Origin of the sequence: Dyella sp. (genome assembly GCF_051954575.1) — a bacterium.
Lineage (GTDB): Bacteria > Pseudomonadota > Gammaproteobacteria > Xanthomonadales > Rhodanobacteraceae > Dyella_B.
This window is the reverse complement of sequence record NZ_JBQCHP010000108.1, coordinates 19712-36064: the sequence shown is the minus strand read 5'-3', so window position 1 is coordinate 36064 and position 16353 is coordinate 19712. Positions and strand designations below refer to the sequence as shown.

At 64.4% G+C, this 16353-nt stretch carries 14 protein-coding genes; 6 read left to right on the top strand and 8 right to left on the bottom strand.

Annotated features, from left to right (window positions below; all coding sequences use genetic code 11):
• The 8 genes from ACTHNE_RS14885 to ACTHNE_RS14850 form a co-directional block, all read right to left on the bottom strand.
• A partial coding sequence (locus ACTHNE_RS14885; RefSeq protein ID WP_440269661.1) for an NUDIX domain-containing protein occupies positions 1-651 on the bottom strand: 651 nt, incomplete at its 3' end.
• Positions 648-1136, bottom strand: coding sequence for a dihydrofolate reductase (locus ACTHNE_RS14880; protein WP_324937765.1), 489 nt, complete (start codon positions 1134-1136; stop codon positions 648-650). The genes ACTHNE_RS14880 and ACTHNE_RS14885, both read right to left, overlap by 4 nt.
• A gap of 148 nt (positions 1137-1284) precedes the next feature.
• Positions 1285-2079, bottom strand: a complete 795-nt coding sequence (locus ACTHNE_RS14875) for a thymidylate synthase (RefSeq protein ID WP_324937764.1) — start codon at positions 2077-2079, stop codon at positions 1285-1287.
• Between the two features lie 16 nt (positions 2080-2095).
• The gene (gene lgt / locus ACTHNE_RS14870; protein ID WP_324937762.1) at positions 2096-2998 is read right to left on the bottom strand and encodes a prolipoprotein diacylglyceryl transferase; all 903 of its coding nucleotides are present in this window, start codon (positions 2996-2998) and stop codon (positions 2096-2098) included.
• 132 nt (positions 2999-3130) lie between these two features.
• Positions 3131-5467, bottom strand: coding sequence for a winged helix-turn-helix domain-containing protein (locus tag ACTHNE_RS14865; protein WP_440269660.1), 2337 nt, complete (start codon positions 5465-5467; stop codon positions 3131-3133).
• A gap of 57 nt (positions 5468-5524) precedes the next feature.
• The gene (locus tag ACTHNE_RS14860; RefSeq protein ID WP_440269659.1) at positions 5525-6637 is read right to left on the bottom strand and encodes a transglycosylase SLT domain-containing protein; all 1113 of its coding nucleotides are present in this window, start codon (positions 6635-6637) and stop codon (positions 5525-5527) included.
• Positions 6638-6814: 177 nt separating this feature from the next.
• On the bottom strand, positions 6815-9118 hold the full coding sequence (locus tag ACTHNE_RS14855; RefSeq protein ID WP_440269658.1) for a winged helix-turn-helix domain-containing protein: 2304 nt from the start codon (positions 9116-9118) through the stop codon (positions 6815-6817).
• Positions 9119-9323: 205 nt separating this feature from the next.
• Positions 9324-10037 (bottom strand): AraC family transcriptional regulator, encoded by a 714-nt coding sequence (locus tag ACTHNE_RS14850; RefSeq protein WP_324937754.1) that lies wholly within the window; start codon positions 10035-10037, stop codon positions 9324-9326.
• A gap of 203 nt (positions 10038-10240) precedes the next feature.
• Between ACTHNE_RS14850 and ACTHNE_RS14845 the strand changes: the two genes are divergently transcribed.
• From ACTHNE_RS14845 to ACTHNE_RS14820, 6 genes are read left to right on the top strand one after another with little or no spacing between them, the layout of a single operon-like run.
• Positions 10241-11185: a 4-hydroxyproline epimerase gene (locus ACTHNE_RS14845; RefSeq protein ID WP_440269657.1), complete on the top strand. Its 945-nt coding sequence runs from the start codon at positions 10241-10243 to the stop codon at positions 11183-11185.
• Positions 11164-12279 carry an NAD(P)/FAD-dependent oxidoreductase gene (locus ACTHNE_RS14840; protein WP_440269656.1) on the top strand — a complete coding sequence of 372 codons (1116 nt, stop codon included), beginning with the start codon at positions 11164-11166 and terminating at the stop codon, positions 12277-12279. The genes ACTHNE_RS14845 and ACTHNE_RS14840 overlap by 22 nt, the downstream gene beginning before the upstream one ends.
• Positions 12276-12518 carry a (2Fe-2S)-binding protein gene (locus ACTHNE_RS14835; protein ID WP_440269655.1) on the top strand — a complete coding sequence of 81 codons (243 nt, stop codon included), beginning with the start codon at positions 12276-12278 and terminating at the stop codon, positions 12516-12518. The genes ACTHNE_RS14840 and ACTHNE_RS14835 overlap by 4 nt, the downstream gene beginning before the upstream one ends.
• A complete protein-coding gene (locus ACTHNE_RS14830; protein WP_440269654.1) occupies positions 12511-13797 on the top strand; it encodes an FAD-dependent oxidoreductase in 1287 nt (428 codons plus the stop codon). The genes ACTHNE_RS14835 and ACTHNE_RS14830 overlap by 8 nt, the downstream gene beginning before the upstream one ends.
• Entirely contained in the window at positions 13794-14699 is a 906-nt protein-coding gene (locus ACTHNE_RS14825) for a dihydrodipicolinate synthase family protein (protein ID WP_324937743.1), read from the top strand. Before ACTHNE_RS14830 ends, ACTHNE_RS14825 begins: the two co-directional genes overlap by 4 nt.
• Positions 14700-14701: 2 nt before the next feature.
• On the top strand, positions 14702-16282 hold the full coding sequence (locus ACTHNE_RS14820) for an aldehyde dehydrogenase (NADP(+)) (RefSeq protein ID WP_440269653.1): 1581 nt from the start codon (positions 14702-14704) through the stop codon (positions 16280-16282).
• Positions 16283-16353: the final 71 nt, after the last annotated feature.

The following is a 16353-nucleotide window of genomic DNA, read 5'->3' as shown; positions in this document are numbered from 1 at the left end:
CACGCCAATTCGCTGCCCAAGTCGACGCGCACTTTCGATATCGCCATTGAGCAATAGATGGGCGCCATGCTGCACGACGCTTGCCTGCAAGCGGGCCGCCAGGGCACGAACCTGTTCCGATGACCATAGCGGCAAACGCAGCTGGATCAGGCGCGCACCGCGTTCGATCGCGGCCGTCACCTTTGCATGCCATGCATCGGCCTGGTCCGGTATCACATCTGCCGGCGTGATCGCGTACAGAGGAGGCAAACGGAGCGCCTGCAGGATGGGACGATCGGCCGGCGCCAGCGTTGCCAGATCGATCTCCCAAGGCATCCGCCACTGCAAGGCCTGCCCTTCCAGCGATTTCGGCACGCCCTGCCAGCGCGTAAAGAGCCATGCGTCGAGCAGCAGGCCGCGCTCGCCGTAACGCCAGGGGATGCGGATCAGTGGCGTGCCGTCCTGCGGCCGGATGTCGATATCCAGTTCTTCACGCAGTTCGCGCACCAGGGCGAGCTGGGGCGATTCGCCGGGCTCCAGCTTGCCACCTGGGAATTCCCACATGCCGGCCAGATGCTTGCCGGGCGGACGTTGCGCCAGCAGCACCCTGCCCTGCGCATCGCGCAGCACGCCGGCCATCACATGCAGCATGGCGCCGGCGATGGCGTTCACGCGGTGCGGATGTACTCGACCATGTCGAAGTCGTAGCTGTGCTGCGCATCCTTCTTGTGGTGCGTGCGCTTGACCTCGGTCCAGTCGCTGAAATGGATGCCGGGGAAGAAGGCATCCGCGCCATCCACCGCCGCGCTCACCCAGGTGAGATAAAGGCGTTGCGCCACCGGCAGCGCGTCGTGGAACACCCGGCTGCCGCCGATCACCATCAGGCCGGTGCCGTCGGCACGCGCCTGCGCCTCTTCGATCGAGCGCACCGTGATCTGGCCCGGGAATGGCGCTTCATGCCGATGCGACAGCACCATGTTCACGCGGTCCGGCAGGGCCCGGCCGATCGAGATGGCGGTGTTGTAGCCCATCAGCACGTGCTTGCCGACGGTCAACTCCTTGAACCATTTCAGATCGTCCGGCAGATGCCAGGGGAGCTGACCCTTGCGACCGATTGCAAAATTCTCGTCGAGGGCGGCGATCAGCGAAATGGCCATGGAAGCTCCGGCAGAAAGCGGTGGATGTCATAAAGGCCGGGGCTGGGCCGGCCGACCGCCCATTATAGCGTTTCAAGCGGTGTGCGAGCGGCGCAGGTTGGATGCAAACCCCAACACCGCATCCCTTCCGTCAGGGTTTAACCCCAATCTACACGGCCACCGGCGCCTTGATCGCCGGGTGCGGGTGGTAATCCTCGATCGCCACGTCCTCGAAGCGGAAGTCGAACACCGAGGTCACCTCTGGATCGAGCTTCAACCGCGGCAGCGGACGCGGCTCGCGCGTCAACTGCAGGCGCGCCTGCTCCAGATGATTGCTGTACAGATGCGCATCGCCCAGGGTGTGCACGAAATCGCCGACGCCGAGCCCGCACACCTGCGCAATCATGTGCGTCAGCAAGGCGTAGCTGGCGATGTTGAACGGCACGCCGAGGAAGATATCGCCGGAGCGCTGATAGAGCTGGCAGCTCAATCGACCGTTGGCGACGTAGAACTGGAACAGCGCATGGCACGGCATCAACGCCATCTTCGGCAGCTCACCGACGTTCCACGCGCTGACGATCAGGCGGCGCGAATCGGGATTGCGCTTGATCTCCTCGATCACCCAGCGGATCTGGTCCACCGCGTGCCCGTCGGCCGCGGGCCAGGCACGCCATTGCTTGCCATAGACCGGACCGAGATCGCCGTGTTCGTCGGCCCATTCGTCCCAGATGCTGACCCCGTGTTCCTTCAAGTAGGCGATGTTGGTGTCGCCCTTGAGAAACCAGATCAGCTCATGCACGATCGATTTCAAATGCAGCTTCTTGGTGGTGACCAGCGGAAAGCCTTGGTTGAGATCGAAACGCATCTGCCAGCCGAACACGCTGCGCGTGCCGGTGCCGGTGCGATCGGTTTTTTCCGTGCCGTGTTCGAGCACGTGGCGGAGCAAATCGAGATAAGCGTGCATGTTAAGGATGCTCTGTTCAATTCTGCGTAGGCGTCACCGGTTCTGCCGGCGCCAGCGGCAAGGTTGGCGCCCTGCGCGAAAGCCACAGCAACCAGATGCCGATCACGATCAACGGCAGCGACTGGATCTGCCCCATCGTCAGCCAGCCCCACGCCAGGTAACCCAGTTGCGCATCCGGCACGCGCACGAATTCCACCGCAAAACGGAAACAGCCGTACATCAATGCGAACAGGCCCGAGATCAGGTAACGCGGCCGCGGCTTCAACGACACCAGCCACAACACCGTGAACATCACTACGCCTTCCAGCGCCAGCTCATACAGCGGCGAAGGATGCCGCGGCAAACCGCCGAACTGCTGCATCAGCTGCGCCAGATGCGGATCGTTCGCCGCCAGCGCGGCATCTTCATCGCGCGCATTGGGAAAAATCATCGCCCACGGCACGTCGCCCGGCTTGCCCCACAACTCGCCATTGATGAAATTGCCCAGGCGCCCCAATCCCAGCCCCAGCGGCACCAACGGCGCGACGAAATCCACCGTGTCGAAAAAATGCAGCTTGTGGCGACGCGACCACCAGAACCCCGCCACCAACACGCCCAGCAGTCCGCCATGGAAACTCATGCCGCCATCCCATACGCGCACCAGCGCCAGCGGATCGGTCCACAGCCATTTGATGCCGCCGGCGTAATAAAACAGCATGTACCAGATGCGCCCGCCCAGGATGATGCCCATCATCAGGTAGAACATCAGATCGCCCAGCGCATCGCGGCTTACCGGCAGGCGCCCACGCTTGCGACGGTATTCCCCAAGCAACCAGCCGCCAAGAAATCCCAGCAGGTACATCAGGCCATACCAGTGGACCTGGAGCGGACCCAGATGTACGGCGACCGGGTTGAATTGCACGACAAAAGGCTGGGTCATGAGCTGCATCGGCCAGATCAAAGCCGGCAGTTTAGCCGGGCGGCGGCGACTCGTCAGGCCGCCCCAGCCGCGTCGGCTCGGCCACCGGGCACGCATCCACCGCCCTCGCCATAAATCAACCTACCCGAGCCCTCAGTACATCACCACGGAGGCATCCGCCGGCAACACACGATCGCCCGCAAGCTCTCGCGCCGTCTGCCGGTATCGCTCCCACGACGCCGCCTGCCCCAGCGCACGGTAGGCACATGCCTGCGCCCATGCCGCGCGCCAATCCAGTTGCGCCCAGGTGGAAAGCTCGCCGCTGACGGCGACGGCCTCTTCCACCTTGTCCGCGGCGAGCAGGGATTGGGTATACGCCTGGCCGGCATCGACGATCAGCTCCGGCACGCCCAGCTCGTTGGCCTTGCTCATGGCAAGCTTCAAATGATCCAGTGCCTGCTCGTGCTGGCCTTCGCTCCAGGCATCCAGCGCTTGCGCGCGCAAGAGCGGGATGGCGATCCATTCGTCCTGATTGCGCAGGCCCGCAGCCCATGCCTGCATGTCGGCCACGGCATGCTTGAGCTCTTGCGATTTACCGGCACGCTGCAACACCAAGGCGTTGATCAAGCGCGCATCCGCCTCGTCGCGCGGGTCGTTGTCTTTCTCCAGCAGGTGCCCGGTCATGGCTTTGTTGATCCACGATGGGGCGGCCTGCATGTCGTTGCGTTCCAGCGCGAGCTTGGCCAGCAGTATGTAGACCGTTACCTGCAGGCCCGGCTCGCCCTTGGTGTCCAGTGCGATGTCCGCAAGCAGATGCTCCAGCTCGCTGCTTGCCTCCGTTGTGCGGCCATTGTCGGCCAGCGCATGCGCACGCTCATAAGCGAGGATGTGCCGCGACAGCTGATCGGGGATGTCCAGGTGCGTCTGTTCGAACGGCCAGTAGCGTTCGGTGGTGGCCAGTTCGTCGCGATGTTGCAGCAGCATGCGTTGCGAAATGATCAGATCCCGCAACGGATCGACAAGAAACTGGCGCATGCCCAAGCGCAGGTATTGCTCGTATGCGCGCTGGATCACCGGGATGGCGCGTGCAAATTGGCCGCGTCGCATGGCCAGCGCTGCGATGGATTCGTCCACGCCGAGGGCGCCAGCCGTGTCGCCGGCCAGCGCGTAGTTGACGCGAGCCAGGCCGAAATCCGATTGCGCCTGGTCGGTTTTGCCGTCGAGCGCTTCCAACTCACCGCGCTGGGCGTAGGCGAATGCCAGGTAGCCGGCGTTCTTTTGCTTTTGCAGCAGTTGTATCGCTTCGCTCAATGCCGCTTCGCCGCCGGCGTAGTCATGCTCGCGAAAATACACGTAGTACTGCTCCGCTAGCGTCCGGCCGCGCAGCACCGGCTGGGTGGAGGCCGGCAGGCGCTGCAGCAGATCGGCCAAACCCTGCTTGCACGGCTCGTATTCGCCTCGAATGCAATGGAACTCGGCTTTGACAAAATCGAACTCGGGCGTCTCGCGCAACGCGGGCGGCGCTTTCTCGATCAGTTCGCGCTCGACGTCGAAGGCGTTGGCGTAGCTCGCCGCGTCGATGCGCGCCAGATATTCCTGCTTGACGTCGCCGGTCGGCACTCGACCGAACTGGGCCGCCACGCCCATCCGCGCCAGCAGCAATTGGTTGGCCGCGCGCGTCGCGTTCAGCACGTTGTCGGAGGATGCTTCCGCCTGCCAGTTGCCGCCGGCACGCGTGGTGGCGTCCAGACGCACATGCCAGACACTGTCGGCCAGTGTGACGTGCGGACGGATGACCAACGTGAATGACGCAAGCCGTGCGCTATCCGGCGTATCCGCCTTGCCGAGCAGGCCGAGCACGGTCTGGGTGCTTTCGACTGGCAGCTTCGCTTCGCGCAGATCGCCACAGAGCAGATCCATCAGCGCCAGGCGCAGCCATTTCCAGTCTTCCGGTGCGTTCACTTCCGCCGGCAGCACGATCGCCGTGCCCTGGTCGAGCCGCACCGGCTTGCGATGATCGCCCGACCATCGCCAATAACCGGCTGCGGCGAACAGCAGCACGAGCAACAGCGCCAGCCATGGCCAATATCGCAACCAGGGCGATCGCTTCGATGCTGTACCTATCGCATGATGTGTACTGTTGGCATCAACCGGCGCTTGCTCGACGGTTTGCGCGGAATCATCCACCACCGTCGTATCCGGCATCCAGCGATAGCCCACGCGCGGCATGGTCTTGATGTACTGCTCGTCGCCCAAGGCGCGGCGCAATCGCGCAATGGTTTGCGCCAGCAGGTTGTCGCTGACATCGACGCGTCCCCATACCGCCGACACCAGTTCGTCCTTGCCGACGGCGCGCTCGCGATGCTCCACCAGGTACACCAGGCAAAGGAAAGCATTGGCCGCCACGGTGAGCGGTGCGCCGTTTCGCGTCAGCTCACGCGCAAGCGGATCTAGGCGAAATTCGCCAAAGTGATAGACAGGCTTTCCCATGCGTCGATTTTACCACTCAAAAATCAGGCCTCATGGAAGGATTGCAAAGCGTGCGCGTCAGCCGCCACCCGGCGGCGCAAGCTCGTTTTTCATCGACGCCAACGCCACCGCGCGCGACGGCGAGCGCCCCATTGCCGTTTTCAGTTCCTTGTAGACGTTCAACACCAGCTCGCCATAGCCGCGCGCCAGCGTGGCGTCATGGCTGTGGTAGTAGCCGATGCGCAGCACCGGATCGCTGGTTTCGCCCATCGCCTTGCGCAACAGGCGCGTGCCGATGTCGATGTTGCGCGCGGGATTGAGCAGCGCGATCGGATCGGGCTCGATATCGCGATGCACGGGGTAGTACACCTGCATGATGCCGACATCCTGCACCGGCACGGCCAACAGATGCGCCAGCTCGATGGCGTGTTCCGTTTCGGCGCGCGTACCACTGTGCAGATGACCGTTGATGCGCACGATCCACGGGCTTGGCGCCACCGAACCGTCCGGTTGCGTGCCACGCGTTTCCACCAGCGCGACGGCGTAGATCAGCACTGGATCGACGCGATAGCGCGCACCGGTCCTCGCCCACAGGCTGCCGGGCGAGGTGATATCCAGATTGAAGCCGTCCGCGTGATCGATGCGCGGTTGCGCCACCACCACGATGGTGCCGTCGTCGGCCAGCCCCAGCGAAGGTGTGGTCTGCTGCAACGGTTTGGATGGCGCGATCGCCGCCCGCTTCGGCGCACTCACCGCCGAACCGCTCACTTCGACGAACGAGGCCTGCGCAGGCGCGATCACCGGCCTGGCAAAATCCTTTGCCCTTGGCGTCGCAGGTGCTGGCGCACTTGCATGCCACGCATGCAGGCCGATCATCGCCACGGCAGTGCCCGCAACCAGGCCCAGGCCACCAAGCAGCGGCGTCCGGTGTGCCTGGGCATGTTGCTTCATGACAGGCAACAGTCTGGAGCTGTCGAACGCGAGCTTCGCTTGCCATGACGGCAGCTTCCGAAGCGGATCCGTGCCGCTCGAACCCGCCGTGGCCTGATGGCGCTCGCCAAGGCGCCGCCGCCTGGCCCATCCGCCGGGCGCGGCGATCAGCACCTTCTCGTTGCCGGCGTCCAGGCGCCGCGCCCGGAACGCGGCCGGCGCGCATAGATAGACCCGCCGCGTCACTTCCGGCCGGCTCATGCCGTGCGCCCGCGTCCGCCCGGCGATTCCACACACAGGGAAAATGCCGGGGTTGTGCATCGCAGTGAGGACGCTTGCGGGAACAGCACCTGTCTTTTCCTTCTGGGCCGATCGGCTGAGCCCGCTAGACAAGCACAAATCGGGCCGGCAGCCAAGCGCAGAACAGGCCAACCGGCGTCAAAACGAAAACACGGAAGGCTCCGTCAGTTGCATGCGGTCGCCCGCAAGAGCTTGCGCTTTGCCGCGGGATTTCTCCCACGATGCGGTTTGCCCCAGGGCACGATAGGTGCACGCTTCCACCCAGGCCGCACGCCAATCCACGTTGCTCCATGCCGACAGCCGGCCGCCGATGGCGACGGCCTGGTCAACGTTGCCCGTGCTCAGCAACGCCAGCGCATAGGCCTGGCCAACGCCGACCACCAGTTCGGGAACGCCCAGCTTGTCCGCCTTGGCCATGGCCAGCTTCAGTTGCTCCAGCGCTTGGCCCGGCTGCCCTTCGCCCCACGCTTGCGCAGCGTTGGCGCGCATGATGGCGATGTCGATCCAGTCGTCCTGCTCCGTGCGATGCGCGGCCCAGGTTTGCAGGATGGCCACGGCCTGCCTGAGTTCATCGCGCTTGCCGGCGCGCAACAGGATATTGATGCGGGCGAGCGACGCGTCCACGTAGTCGCGGTGGTCATCGTCCTGCTCCAGTGCGGAATCTGCGAATGCCTTGGTTATCCACGCTACCGCCGCCTGCGTTTCGCCACGCTCCAGCGCAAACCTTGCCAGCATGGCGGTGGCCCAGGCGGTCAACGCCGGATCGTCTTCGGGTTTCGGCTGCGCGATCAACTGCTCCAACACGGCGCTCGCCTCCGAGGTGCGGCCGTTGTCGGCCAATGCGGTGGCGCGCAGGACGACAAGGCCGCGGCGCACGTTGTCGTCGCAGAACTCCATGCCTTTCTGCGTGAACGGCCAGTATTCGTCGCTGGTGGTCAGCTCGTCGGCGTATTGCAACAGCATCTTGTGCGAGACCAGCAGGCCTTGCAGGGAAGTGGACACCAGCTGCCGCATGCCCATGTGCTGCTCGTGTTCGTAGGCGTGCTGCAACAGGGGCAGCGCCTGATCGAACTGCCCGCGCCGCATGGCGATCTGCGCCATCGAGGTATCCACTTTCGCCTGGCCCACGGTGTCGCCGGCCAGCGCGTAGTTGACGCGGGCAAGGCCAAGATCGGCCGTCGCCTCGTCCAGCTTGCCGTCGAAGAATTCCAGATGGGAGCGATCGAGATAGGCCTGCGCCAACGGCTCGTTGTCTTTCTGCGCTTGCAGCAGGCGTATCGCCTCGGTCAAAGCGGCTACACCCTCGGCATATTGGTGCTTGCGGTAATAGATGTACCACAACGTGGTGAGCACCTTGCCGCGCAACAGCGGCTGCTTGTCGGCCGGCAACTGCTTGAGCAGATTCGCAAGTGCGCGTTCACAGGTTTCGGTTTTGCCTTCGTCGCAATGAAAGCCCGCCTCCTGGAAGGCGAACTCGGGTGTTTCGCGCACTTCCGGCGGCGCTTTGTCGAGCAGCTCATGTACAAGCTCCGGATGGCCGGCGAGCTGCGCCGCTTCCATGCGCAACAGATATTCCTGCCGCGCATTGCCGGTACCCGGCTTGCGGGCAGCGCCGCCGAAACCGAGCTGCGCCAGCAATAGATCGCTGGCCGCGCGTGCAGCATTCAACACATTGCTGGATGACGACTCGGCCTGCCAGGTACGCCCTTCGCGGCTTTTCGCCTCCAGATGCACGCGCCAGGTGTTGTCGACCAGGGCGACCTTCGGCCTGACGACCAGCGCGAACGAGGCGATCGCGGCATTTTTTTCCGCACCGTCCTGATTCACCAGGTTGAGCACGTTGCGGCTGTTTTCGGTGGGAACCTTCGCCTCGCGCAGGCGGCCCGAAAGCATGTCCATCAAGCCTAAGCGCAACCAATTCCAGTCGCTCGGACCGTTCACCACCGCCGGCAGCACGATGGTCGTGCCCTGGTCGAAATGCATCGTGGCCGCGGCAGCCGGCTGGGCCTGATGGAGCCGCCATCCCAGGTAGACGGCCGCAAACGCCGACAGCAACAGCAACACGGCCAGCAGCGGAACACGCAGCCATTGGCGATAGCGCGGCCTGGCCGGCGCCGCATCGGCCGCATCGATGGCAGGCAGCTGCGCGTTCGCGGCTTGCGCGGCCAACGACTCCTGCGCCGCCACGCGCGTATCGAGCGTCCAGCGATAGCCCACGCGCGGCACGGTCCGTATGCAGCGTTGTTCGTTGCCGGCATCGCCCAGCGAGCGGCGCAAGCGCACGACGGTTTGCGCAAGTAGGTTGTCGCTGACGTCGTCGCGACCCCATACCGCGGAGATCAATTCATCCTTGCCGACCGGACGTTCGCGATGCTCGACCAGGTATACCAGGCAATCGAAGGCGCTCGCGGCAAGCGCGACCGGTTCACCGTTTCGACTCAACTCCCTTGCACGCGGACGTAGGCAAAAATCATCGAAATAAAAAACTGAATTCCCCATGCCGGTATGTTATCAGCCGCCCGTGCGCGATCTTTTGCTTCAAACGGTTAGTGTGCGATTTATGCGATACCGCTGCGTCAATCGATAAATATCGCAATGCGATTGCCGGATATCGCAATACGCGCCGGACGGCACGATGCATCCTGGATTACGCATCGCCTTCGTCCGCCTTCACCACCATGCGATACACCCGCGGCGACATGCCCACGGTGGCCTTGAATTGCCGCGCGAACGCACTCTGGTCGACAAAGCCGCAGGCCATGCCGATCGATGCGATCGTTGCGTCCGCATGCAGCAGGCGCATTGCCGCCTCGATGCGCAACTTGGTCAACACCTGCTGCGGCGTCAGCTGGAATACACGCCGGAAATGCCGCTCCAGCTGCGCGATGGACAGCCCTGCCAATTCCGCCAGCGCCTGCACGCGAATGCCTTCGCCGTAGTTTTCCTGCATGTGGGTAAGTACGCGTTTCAGGCGGTCGTAGATGGGATGCTTGCCGTCGGGAATGCCCAGGTCGCGCGAGATGCCGATCAATCCTTGGATCTTTCCGCGCGAACGCAACGGCCGCTTGCAGGTAAGGCACCAGCCGGGCACGCGATTGGCGAAGATGTGCACTTCCAGCTGGTTTTCGATGATTTCGCCGGCCAGCACGCGCCGATCCTGCGCCGCGTAGGAACCGCCCATGGCGGTGGGGAAAAGCTCGGTGACGGATTTGCCGATCACCTCGCTGCGCTGCTTCAGGCCCAGCCGCCGCACCAGGGTGAGGTTGGCGTGGGTGTAGCGGCCGTCGGGGTCCTTGACGAAGAACACCACGTCCGGCAACGCATCGAACAGCGGTTCCAGTTCATCGGCGGAAATCTTCATGGGACGAATGATGGCGGCACTCTCTGGCCTGGTCGGGAAAAACGGGTATCCATGCCTGAGCGGCGCCGCCGCCACGGCGTTTGGACGCCGCGGCCCGCTTCCTGCCCGGCAGCGGCGCCATGCGCCCGACTATGCCGAATTCCGCATGCCAGGTCCACAAGCTTTTCTAGACGCTCAGCGCCGGCGGAGACGAAGATGCCGGCATGCATACCATCGACTTCATCGACTCGCACACCGGCGGCGAACCCACCCGGGTAGTGCTGACGGGGTTTCCGGACCTGGGCAACGGCTCGCTGGCCGAACGCCGCGACCGGTTCCGCACCCGCTACGACCGCTGGCGCCAGGCGATCGCCTGCGAACCGCGCGGTTCGGACACCATGGTCGGCGCATTGCTGCTGCCGCCGACCGATCCGTCCGCCTGCGCCGGCGTGATCTACTTCAACAACGTGGGTTACTTAGGGATGTGCGGCCACGGCACCATCGGCCTGATCCGCACGTTGCACTACCTGGGGCGCATCACGCCCGGCAAGCATCGGCTGGAAACGCCGGTGGGCATGGTGGGCATCGAGCTGCATGCGGACGGCCGCGTGGCGATCGACAACGTGGAAAGCTATCGCCACGCCAAGGATGTAACGCTGGACGTGCCAGGTTACGGAAAAGTCACCGGCGACATCGCCTGGGGCGGCAACTGGTTCTTCATCAGCAACGACAGTCCGCTGCCGCTCACCCTTGCGAACCAGCGCGCGTTGACGGTGTATACGGAAGCGATACGCCTTGCGCTCGAGGCGGCGAACATCCGCGGCGCCGACGGCGACGAGATCGACCATATCGAAATCAACGCCCCTTCACCGCAAGCCGACGCGGATGCGCGCAATTTCGTGCTGTGTCCAGGCTTGGCCTACGACCGCTCGCCTTGCGGCACCGGCACCAGCGCCAAGATCGCCTGCCTGGCCGCCGACGGAAAACTTAGCGCCGGACAGGTGTGGCGCCAGGGTGGCATCCTCGGCAGCGTGTTCGAAGCGCAATATGCGCCCGGCACGCGCGGCGTGTTGCCACGCATCACCGGCAGCGCGCATATCACCGCGCAAGGTCAATTGCTGATCGACGCCGACAATGATCCGCTGGCATGGGGTATCGGCAACGCGTGAAGAGCTACGACCTGATCATCGTCGGCGCTGGCATCATCGGTACGGCCTGCGCGGACTACGCCAGCCAGGAAGGCCTGCGCGTGGCGATCGTCGAGCCGGGGCCGATCGGCGGCGGCGCCACTGCCGCGGCCATGGGCCATCTGGTGGCGATGGACGACGACCCGGCCGAACTTGCGCTGGCGCATTACTCGCTGGACCTGTGGGAAAGCTTCACCGATATCGCGCAGATCGAATACAGCCGCTGCGGTACGTTGTGGGTGGCGAGTAATGAAGCCGACTACGCGCGCATTCCTGAAAAGCTATCGCGCCTCGCCACCGCCGGCGTGCAGGCCGAGCTGATCGACCGCGAACAGTTGTATCAACTGGAACCGCATCTGGCACCTGGCTTGTGCGGCGGCATGCGCGTGCAACGCGAGGCCGTCGTCTATCCGCCTGGCATGGCGCAGCATCTGCTTCAACGTGCCCGCAGGAGCGGCGCGGAATTTTATGCCGATCGCGTCATCGCCCTTACTGACCATGGCGTGCAGCTGTCCGATCAAACGCAGCTGAGCGGCGCCGTGCTCGTCGCTACCGGTTGCGCCTTGCCTGAATTACTGCCGCAGTTGCCGGTACGTGGTCGCAAGGGACACCTGGTGATCACCGATCGCTACCCCGGCATCGTGCATCATCAATTGCTGGAACTGGGCTATGCCGACAGCGCGCACGGTAATGCCGACAGCAGCGTCGCCTTCAACGTGCAACCGCGGCCCACCGGGCAAATCCTGATCGGTTCGTCGCGCGAGTACAGCAGCGATACGCCGGAAGTTTCGATGCCGATGGTGCGGCGCATGCTGGAGCGAACGTTCCGCTTCCTGCCCGTCTTGCGCCAGCTCGATGCCTTGCGCATCTGGACCGGCTTTCGCCCGGTGAGCGCGGATGGCTTGCCGTATCTGGGCAAAGCGCCGGAACGATCCAACGTCTGGGTCGCTGCCGGTCACGAAGGCCTGGGCATAACCACCTCGCTGGGCAGTGCGCGGCTGGTGATCGATCAATGGTTGGGACGGACGACAGCGATTGATGCGCGCCCTTACGATCCTGCGCGGGTGGCGGCATGAGCACCGTGCGCATCAGGATCGATGGCGAAGCGCTCGACGTGCCAGCCGGCATCAGCGTGGCCGCGGCGATCGCGCGATTGCCGCGGCCGTTCCGTCGCTCGGTGAAAGGCCAGGCGCGCGCGCCGTTCTGCGGCATGGGCATCTGCTTCGAATGCCGCGTGCGTATCGACGGCGTCGCGCAACAACGCGCGTGCATGGCCACCGTGCGCGAAGGCATGCAGGTGGCGACCGATGGCTGAGCCTTTCAACATCGTGGTTGTCGGCGCAGGCCCCGCCGGACTGGCTGCTGCCGAAGCGGCCCTTTCAAACGGTGCGCGCGTGGCGTGGCTGGATGCGCAAGCGACCGCCGGCGGCCAGATGTGGCGCAAGGATGTTGCGCACGGTTGGCCGCGTGACGCGCAGAACGTGATTGAACGGGTTACACAGCATGCGAACGCCACCTGGATGCCGCAGACGCAGGTCATCAGCGCCGAATCCGGTCAACTGCTGCTGCAGGATCCTTCACGCGCATGGCGCATCACATACGATGCATTGATACTCGCCACCGGCGCACGCGAACTATTGCTGCCGTTTCCCGGCTGGACCTTGCCTGGCGTCACCGGTGCAGGCGGCTTGCAGGCCTTGGCCAAACAAGGCTGGCCGCTGGCCGGACGGCGCGTGGTGATCGCCGGCAGTGGCCCGCTGCTGCTCGCTGCGGCAGCAACGGCAAAGCGGCATGGCGCGCGCGTACTCGGCATTTACGAACAGGCGAACAAAGCCACGGTGCAGCGCTTTGCGCGCAAGCTGTGGCACTGGCCCGGCAAGGCGCTGCAGGCGGCATCGCTGCGCGCGCAACTGGCAGGCATTCCCTATCGTTACGGCAGCATCGTGGCGCGTGCGATCGGCGACGGTGCACTGCAGTCGATCGAAGTGGATGGACCACACGGCGTAGAGCGCATCGCATGCGACCAGCTCGCGGTGGGCTATGGCCTAGTGCCCAACGTGGAGCTGGCGCATTGGCTCGGTTGCGCGATGCAGAACGAAGGTGCGCATCCGTACTTGACGGTGGACGCCACGCAACGCACCAGCGTTGCAAACGTCTACGCGGCCGGGGAAGTGTGCGGTATCGGCGGACGCGATTGCGCCTGGCTGGAAGGCCGCATCGCAGGGCTGGCCGCCACCGGTGCAAGCATTGATGGCTCAGTGCTGCGCAAGCAACGCCATGCACGCGCGTTTGCAGCGGCGCTGCGCGAGCACTTCGCGCTCGATCCCTATATTTACGATCTGCCAGACCTCGACACATTGATTTGCCGCTGTGAAGACGTTCCGCTGCATGCGTTGGACCATCACGACAATGCACGCAGCGCCAAGCTCGCGACACGTTGCGGCATGGGCGCCTGCCAAGGTCGCGTGTGTGGTACCGCGCTCGCGGAATTGGGCCGTTTCCCGCGCGGCGGATTGCGCCCGCCCCTGTTTCCCGCCCGGCTTGCCACGCTGGGCGAACTCGACTCCCCCTGTAGCCAAGGATCTTTCTCATGAGCAATGTCTCCATGTGGCACGGCGTACTGCCCGCCATCACCACGCCGTTCACTGCCGACGACCAGGTCGATCACGTGTTCCTCGCCAAGCATGCGAAACAGATGATCGATGCCGGCTGCCGTGGCATCGTGCCACTGGGTTCGCTGGGCGAAGCGGCCACGTTGAGCTTCGAAGAAAAGCTCGACATCCTGCGTACGCTGGTGAAAGCGCTGGAAGGCCGCGCGCCGGTGATCCCAGGCATCGCCGCGCTTTCCACCCGCGAAGCGGTGAAACTGGCGAAGGAAGCCAAAGCGATCGGCTGCGGCGGCCTGATGGTGTTGCCGCCGTACGTGTATTCCACCGACTGGCGCGAAATGGGTGCGCATGCGCGTGCGGTGATCGCCGCCACTGACTTGCCGTGCATGCTGTACAACAACCCCGTCGCCTACAAGACCGATTTCGCGCCGGCGCAGATTGCCGAACTCGCCGCCGAATTCCCCAACCTGCAGGCGGTGAAGGAATCCTCCGGCGATGTGCGCCGTTTCGCCGGCATTCGCGCTTTGCTGGGCGATCGCCTGCAACTGCTGGTGGGCATGGACGATGCGATTGTCGAAGGTGTGGCGATGGGCGCGGTGGGTTGGATCGCCGGCCTGGTGAATGCATATCCGAAGGAATCGGTGAAGCTGTTCGAACTGGCGCGCGATGGCGGCCCGAAAGCGGCCGAATCGCTGTACAACTGGTTCCTGCCGCTGCTGCGCCTGGATACCGTGCCGACCTTCGTGCAGTTGATCAAGCTGGTGCAGGAAAAGACCGGCATGGGCAGCGAACGCGTACGTGCACCGCGTCTGCCGGTGGCGGGCGCCGAGCGCGAGCAGGCGTTGAAGATCATCGATCACGCCATCGCTATCAAGCCGGCCGTTTGATCATGAGCGCTCTCGAACAGGTATTGATCGGCGGACGCTGGTGCGCATCGCTGGATGTGCAGGGCAGCTTCCGCGCGGAAGATCCCGTCCGCGCCGAAGCGATCGGCCCTGCCTTTCCCATCAGTGGCGATGCGGATATCGAAGCGGCGATGCGCGCTGCGTTGGATGCAGCGGATTCACTGCGTGCAGCATCTCCGGCACGCATCGCCGATTTCCTCGAACGCTATGCCGCCGCGATCGAAGCGGATGCCGATCAGTTGGTGGCCTTGGCGCATATGGAAACGGCCCTGCCCGCCGAACCGCGTCTGCGTACGGTGGAACTGCCGCGCACCAGCAATCAGCTGCGCCTGGCCGCGAAAGCCGTGCGCGAGTATGCGTGGACCGATCCGGTGATCGATACGCAAGGCGGCTTGCGTGCGCATCGCGCGCCGCTCAACAAGCCGGTGCTGGTGTTCGGCCCGAACAACTTTCCGTTCGCGTTCAACGCCATCGCCGGCAGCGATTTCGCCTCGGCGATCGCAGCGCGCAATCCGGTGATCGCCAAGGCGCATCCCTCGCATCCGGCTACCAGCCAGCGCCTGGCGCAACTGGCGCATACGGCGCTGCTCGAAGCGGGCCTGCCGGCGGCGTCGGTGCAGATGCTGTATCACTTCGATAACGCGCTTGGCCTTGCCTGGGCCGGCGATGCGCGATTGGGTGCGATCGGTTTCACCGGCAGCCGCGTGGGTGGCCTGGCGTTGAAAGCCGCGGCGGATAAAGCCGGCGTGCCGATCTACGCAGAGCTCTCCAGCGTCAATCCGGTGTTCCTGCTGCCCGGCGTGCTGGCCGAACGCGGTGATGCGTTGGCGCAGGAATTCTTCGCCTCCTGCACGATGGGCGGCGGCCAGTTCTGCACCAACCCCGGCATCGTGATCGTGCCTGCAGGTGCGCAAGGCGATGCGTTCGTCGCCGCTGCGACCAAGCTGTTCGCCGAGGCCGAACCCAAGGTGCTGTTCTCGCGCGGCGTGCAGCAGAATCTGGTGCGCGCGGTAGCGGGTCTGCGTGCGGCCGGCGCACAACGCCTGGCCGGCGGCGATGCGGGCGAAGGCTATCGTTTCCAACCGACCTTGCTCGGCGTGGACGGCGAGACGTTCCTTGCGCACGCGGAAAGCTTGCAGGCCGAAGCATTCGGGCCGGTCAGCCTGATCGTGCGCGCGGCGGACCTGGCGGCGATGCAGCGCATTGCCGCCTCGTTCGAAGGCAATCTAACCGGCACCATCTATCGCGCTGCCGACGGCAGCGACGATGCGGCATGGCAAGCGCTTGCGCCGGTACTGCGCAACAAGGTCGGCCGCCTGATCGCCAACAAGATGCCGACCGGTGTCGCGGTCAGCGCGGCGATGAATCATGGTGGCCCTTATCCCAGCACCAGCCATGGGGGTTTCACTTCAGTGGGCATGCCTGCGGCGATCCGGCGGTTCACGGCGTTGCACAGTTACGACAATGTGCCGGAAAACTTGCTGCCGGCGGAATTGCGCAATCGCAATCCGGGTGGCGTGCAGCGGTTGGTGGATGGGCGGTGGACGGATGGTGATGTCGCGTAGTACCGACGCAAAGTATTCATCAAGCCAGCGATCCCAGTCTGGCTTGATGAACTATGGCGCCTCACCGTCAT

Excerpts from the sequence above, each read along its gene's own strand:
- ACTHNE_RS14825 (WP_324937743.1), top strand. The coding sequence starts at position 13,794 with ATGAGCAATGTCTCCATGTGGCACGGCGTACTGCCCGCCATCACCACG.
- ACTHNE_RS14880 (WP_324937765.1), bottom strand. The coding sequence starts at position 1,136 with ATGGCCATTTCGCTGATCGCCGCCCTCGACGAGAATTTTGCAATCGGT.
- ACTHNE_RS14820 (WP_440269653.1), top strand. The coding sequence starts at position 14,702 with ATGAGCGCTCTCGAACAGGTATTGATCGGCGGACGCTGGTGCGCATCG.
- lgt (WP_324937762.1), bottom strand. The coding sequence starts at position 2,998 with ATGACCCAGCCTTTTGTCGTGCAATTCAACCCGGTCGCCGTACATCTG.
- ACTHNE_RS14860 (WP_440269659.1), bottom strand. The coding sequence starts at position 6,637 with ATGAGCCGGCCGGAAGTGACGCGGCGGGTCTATCTATGCGCGCCGGCC.
- ACTHNE_RS14830 (WP_440269654.1), top strand. The coding sequence starts at position 12,511 with ATGGCTGAGCCTTTCAACATCGTGGTTGTCGGCGCAGGCCCCGCCGGA.
- ACTHNE_RS14835 (WP_440269655.1), top strand. The coding sequence starts at position 12,276 with ATGAGCACCGTGCGCATCAGGATCGATGGCGAAGCGCTCGACGTGCCA.
- ACTHNE_RS14845 (WP_440269657.1), top strand. The coding sequence starts at position 10,241 with ATGCATACCATCGACTTCATCGACTCGCACACCGGCGGCGAACCCACC.
- ACTHNE_RS14850 (WP_324937754.1), bottom strand. The coding sequence starts at position 10,037 with ATGAAGATTTCCGCCGATGAACTGGAACCGCTGTTCGATGCGTTGCCG.
- ACTHNE_RS14865 (WP_440269660.1), bottom strand. The coding sequence starts at position 5,467 with ATGGGAAAGCCTGTCTATCACTTTGGCGAATTTCGCCTAGATCCGCTT.
- ACTHNE_RS14840 (WP_440269656.1), top strand. The coding sequence starts at position 11,164 with ATGGGGTATCGGCAACGCGTGAAGAGCTACGACCTGATCATCGTCGGC.
- ACTHNE_RS14875 (WP_324937764.1), bottom strand. The coding sequence starts at position 2,079 with ATGCACGCTTATCTCGATTTGCTCCGCCACGTGCTCGAACACGGCACG.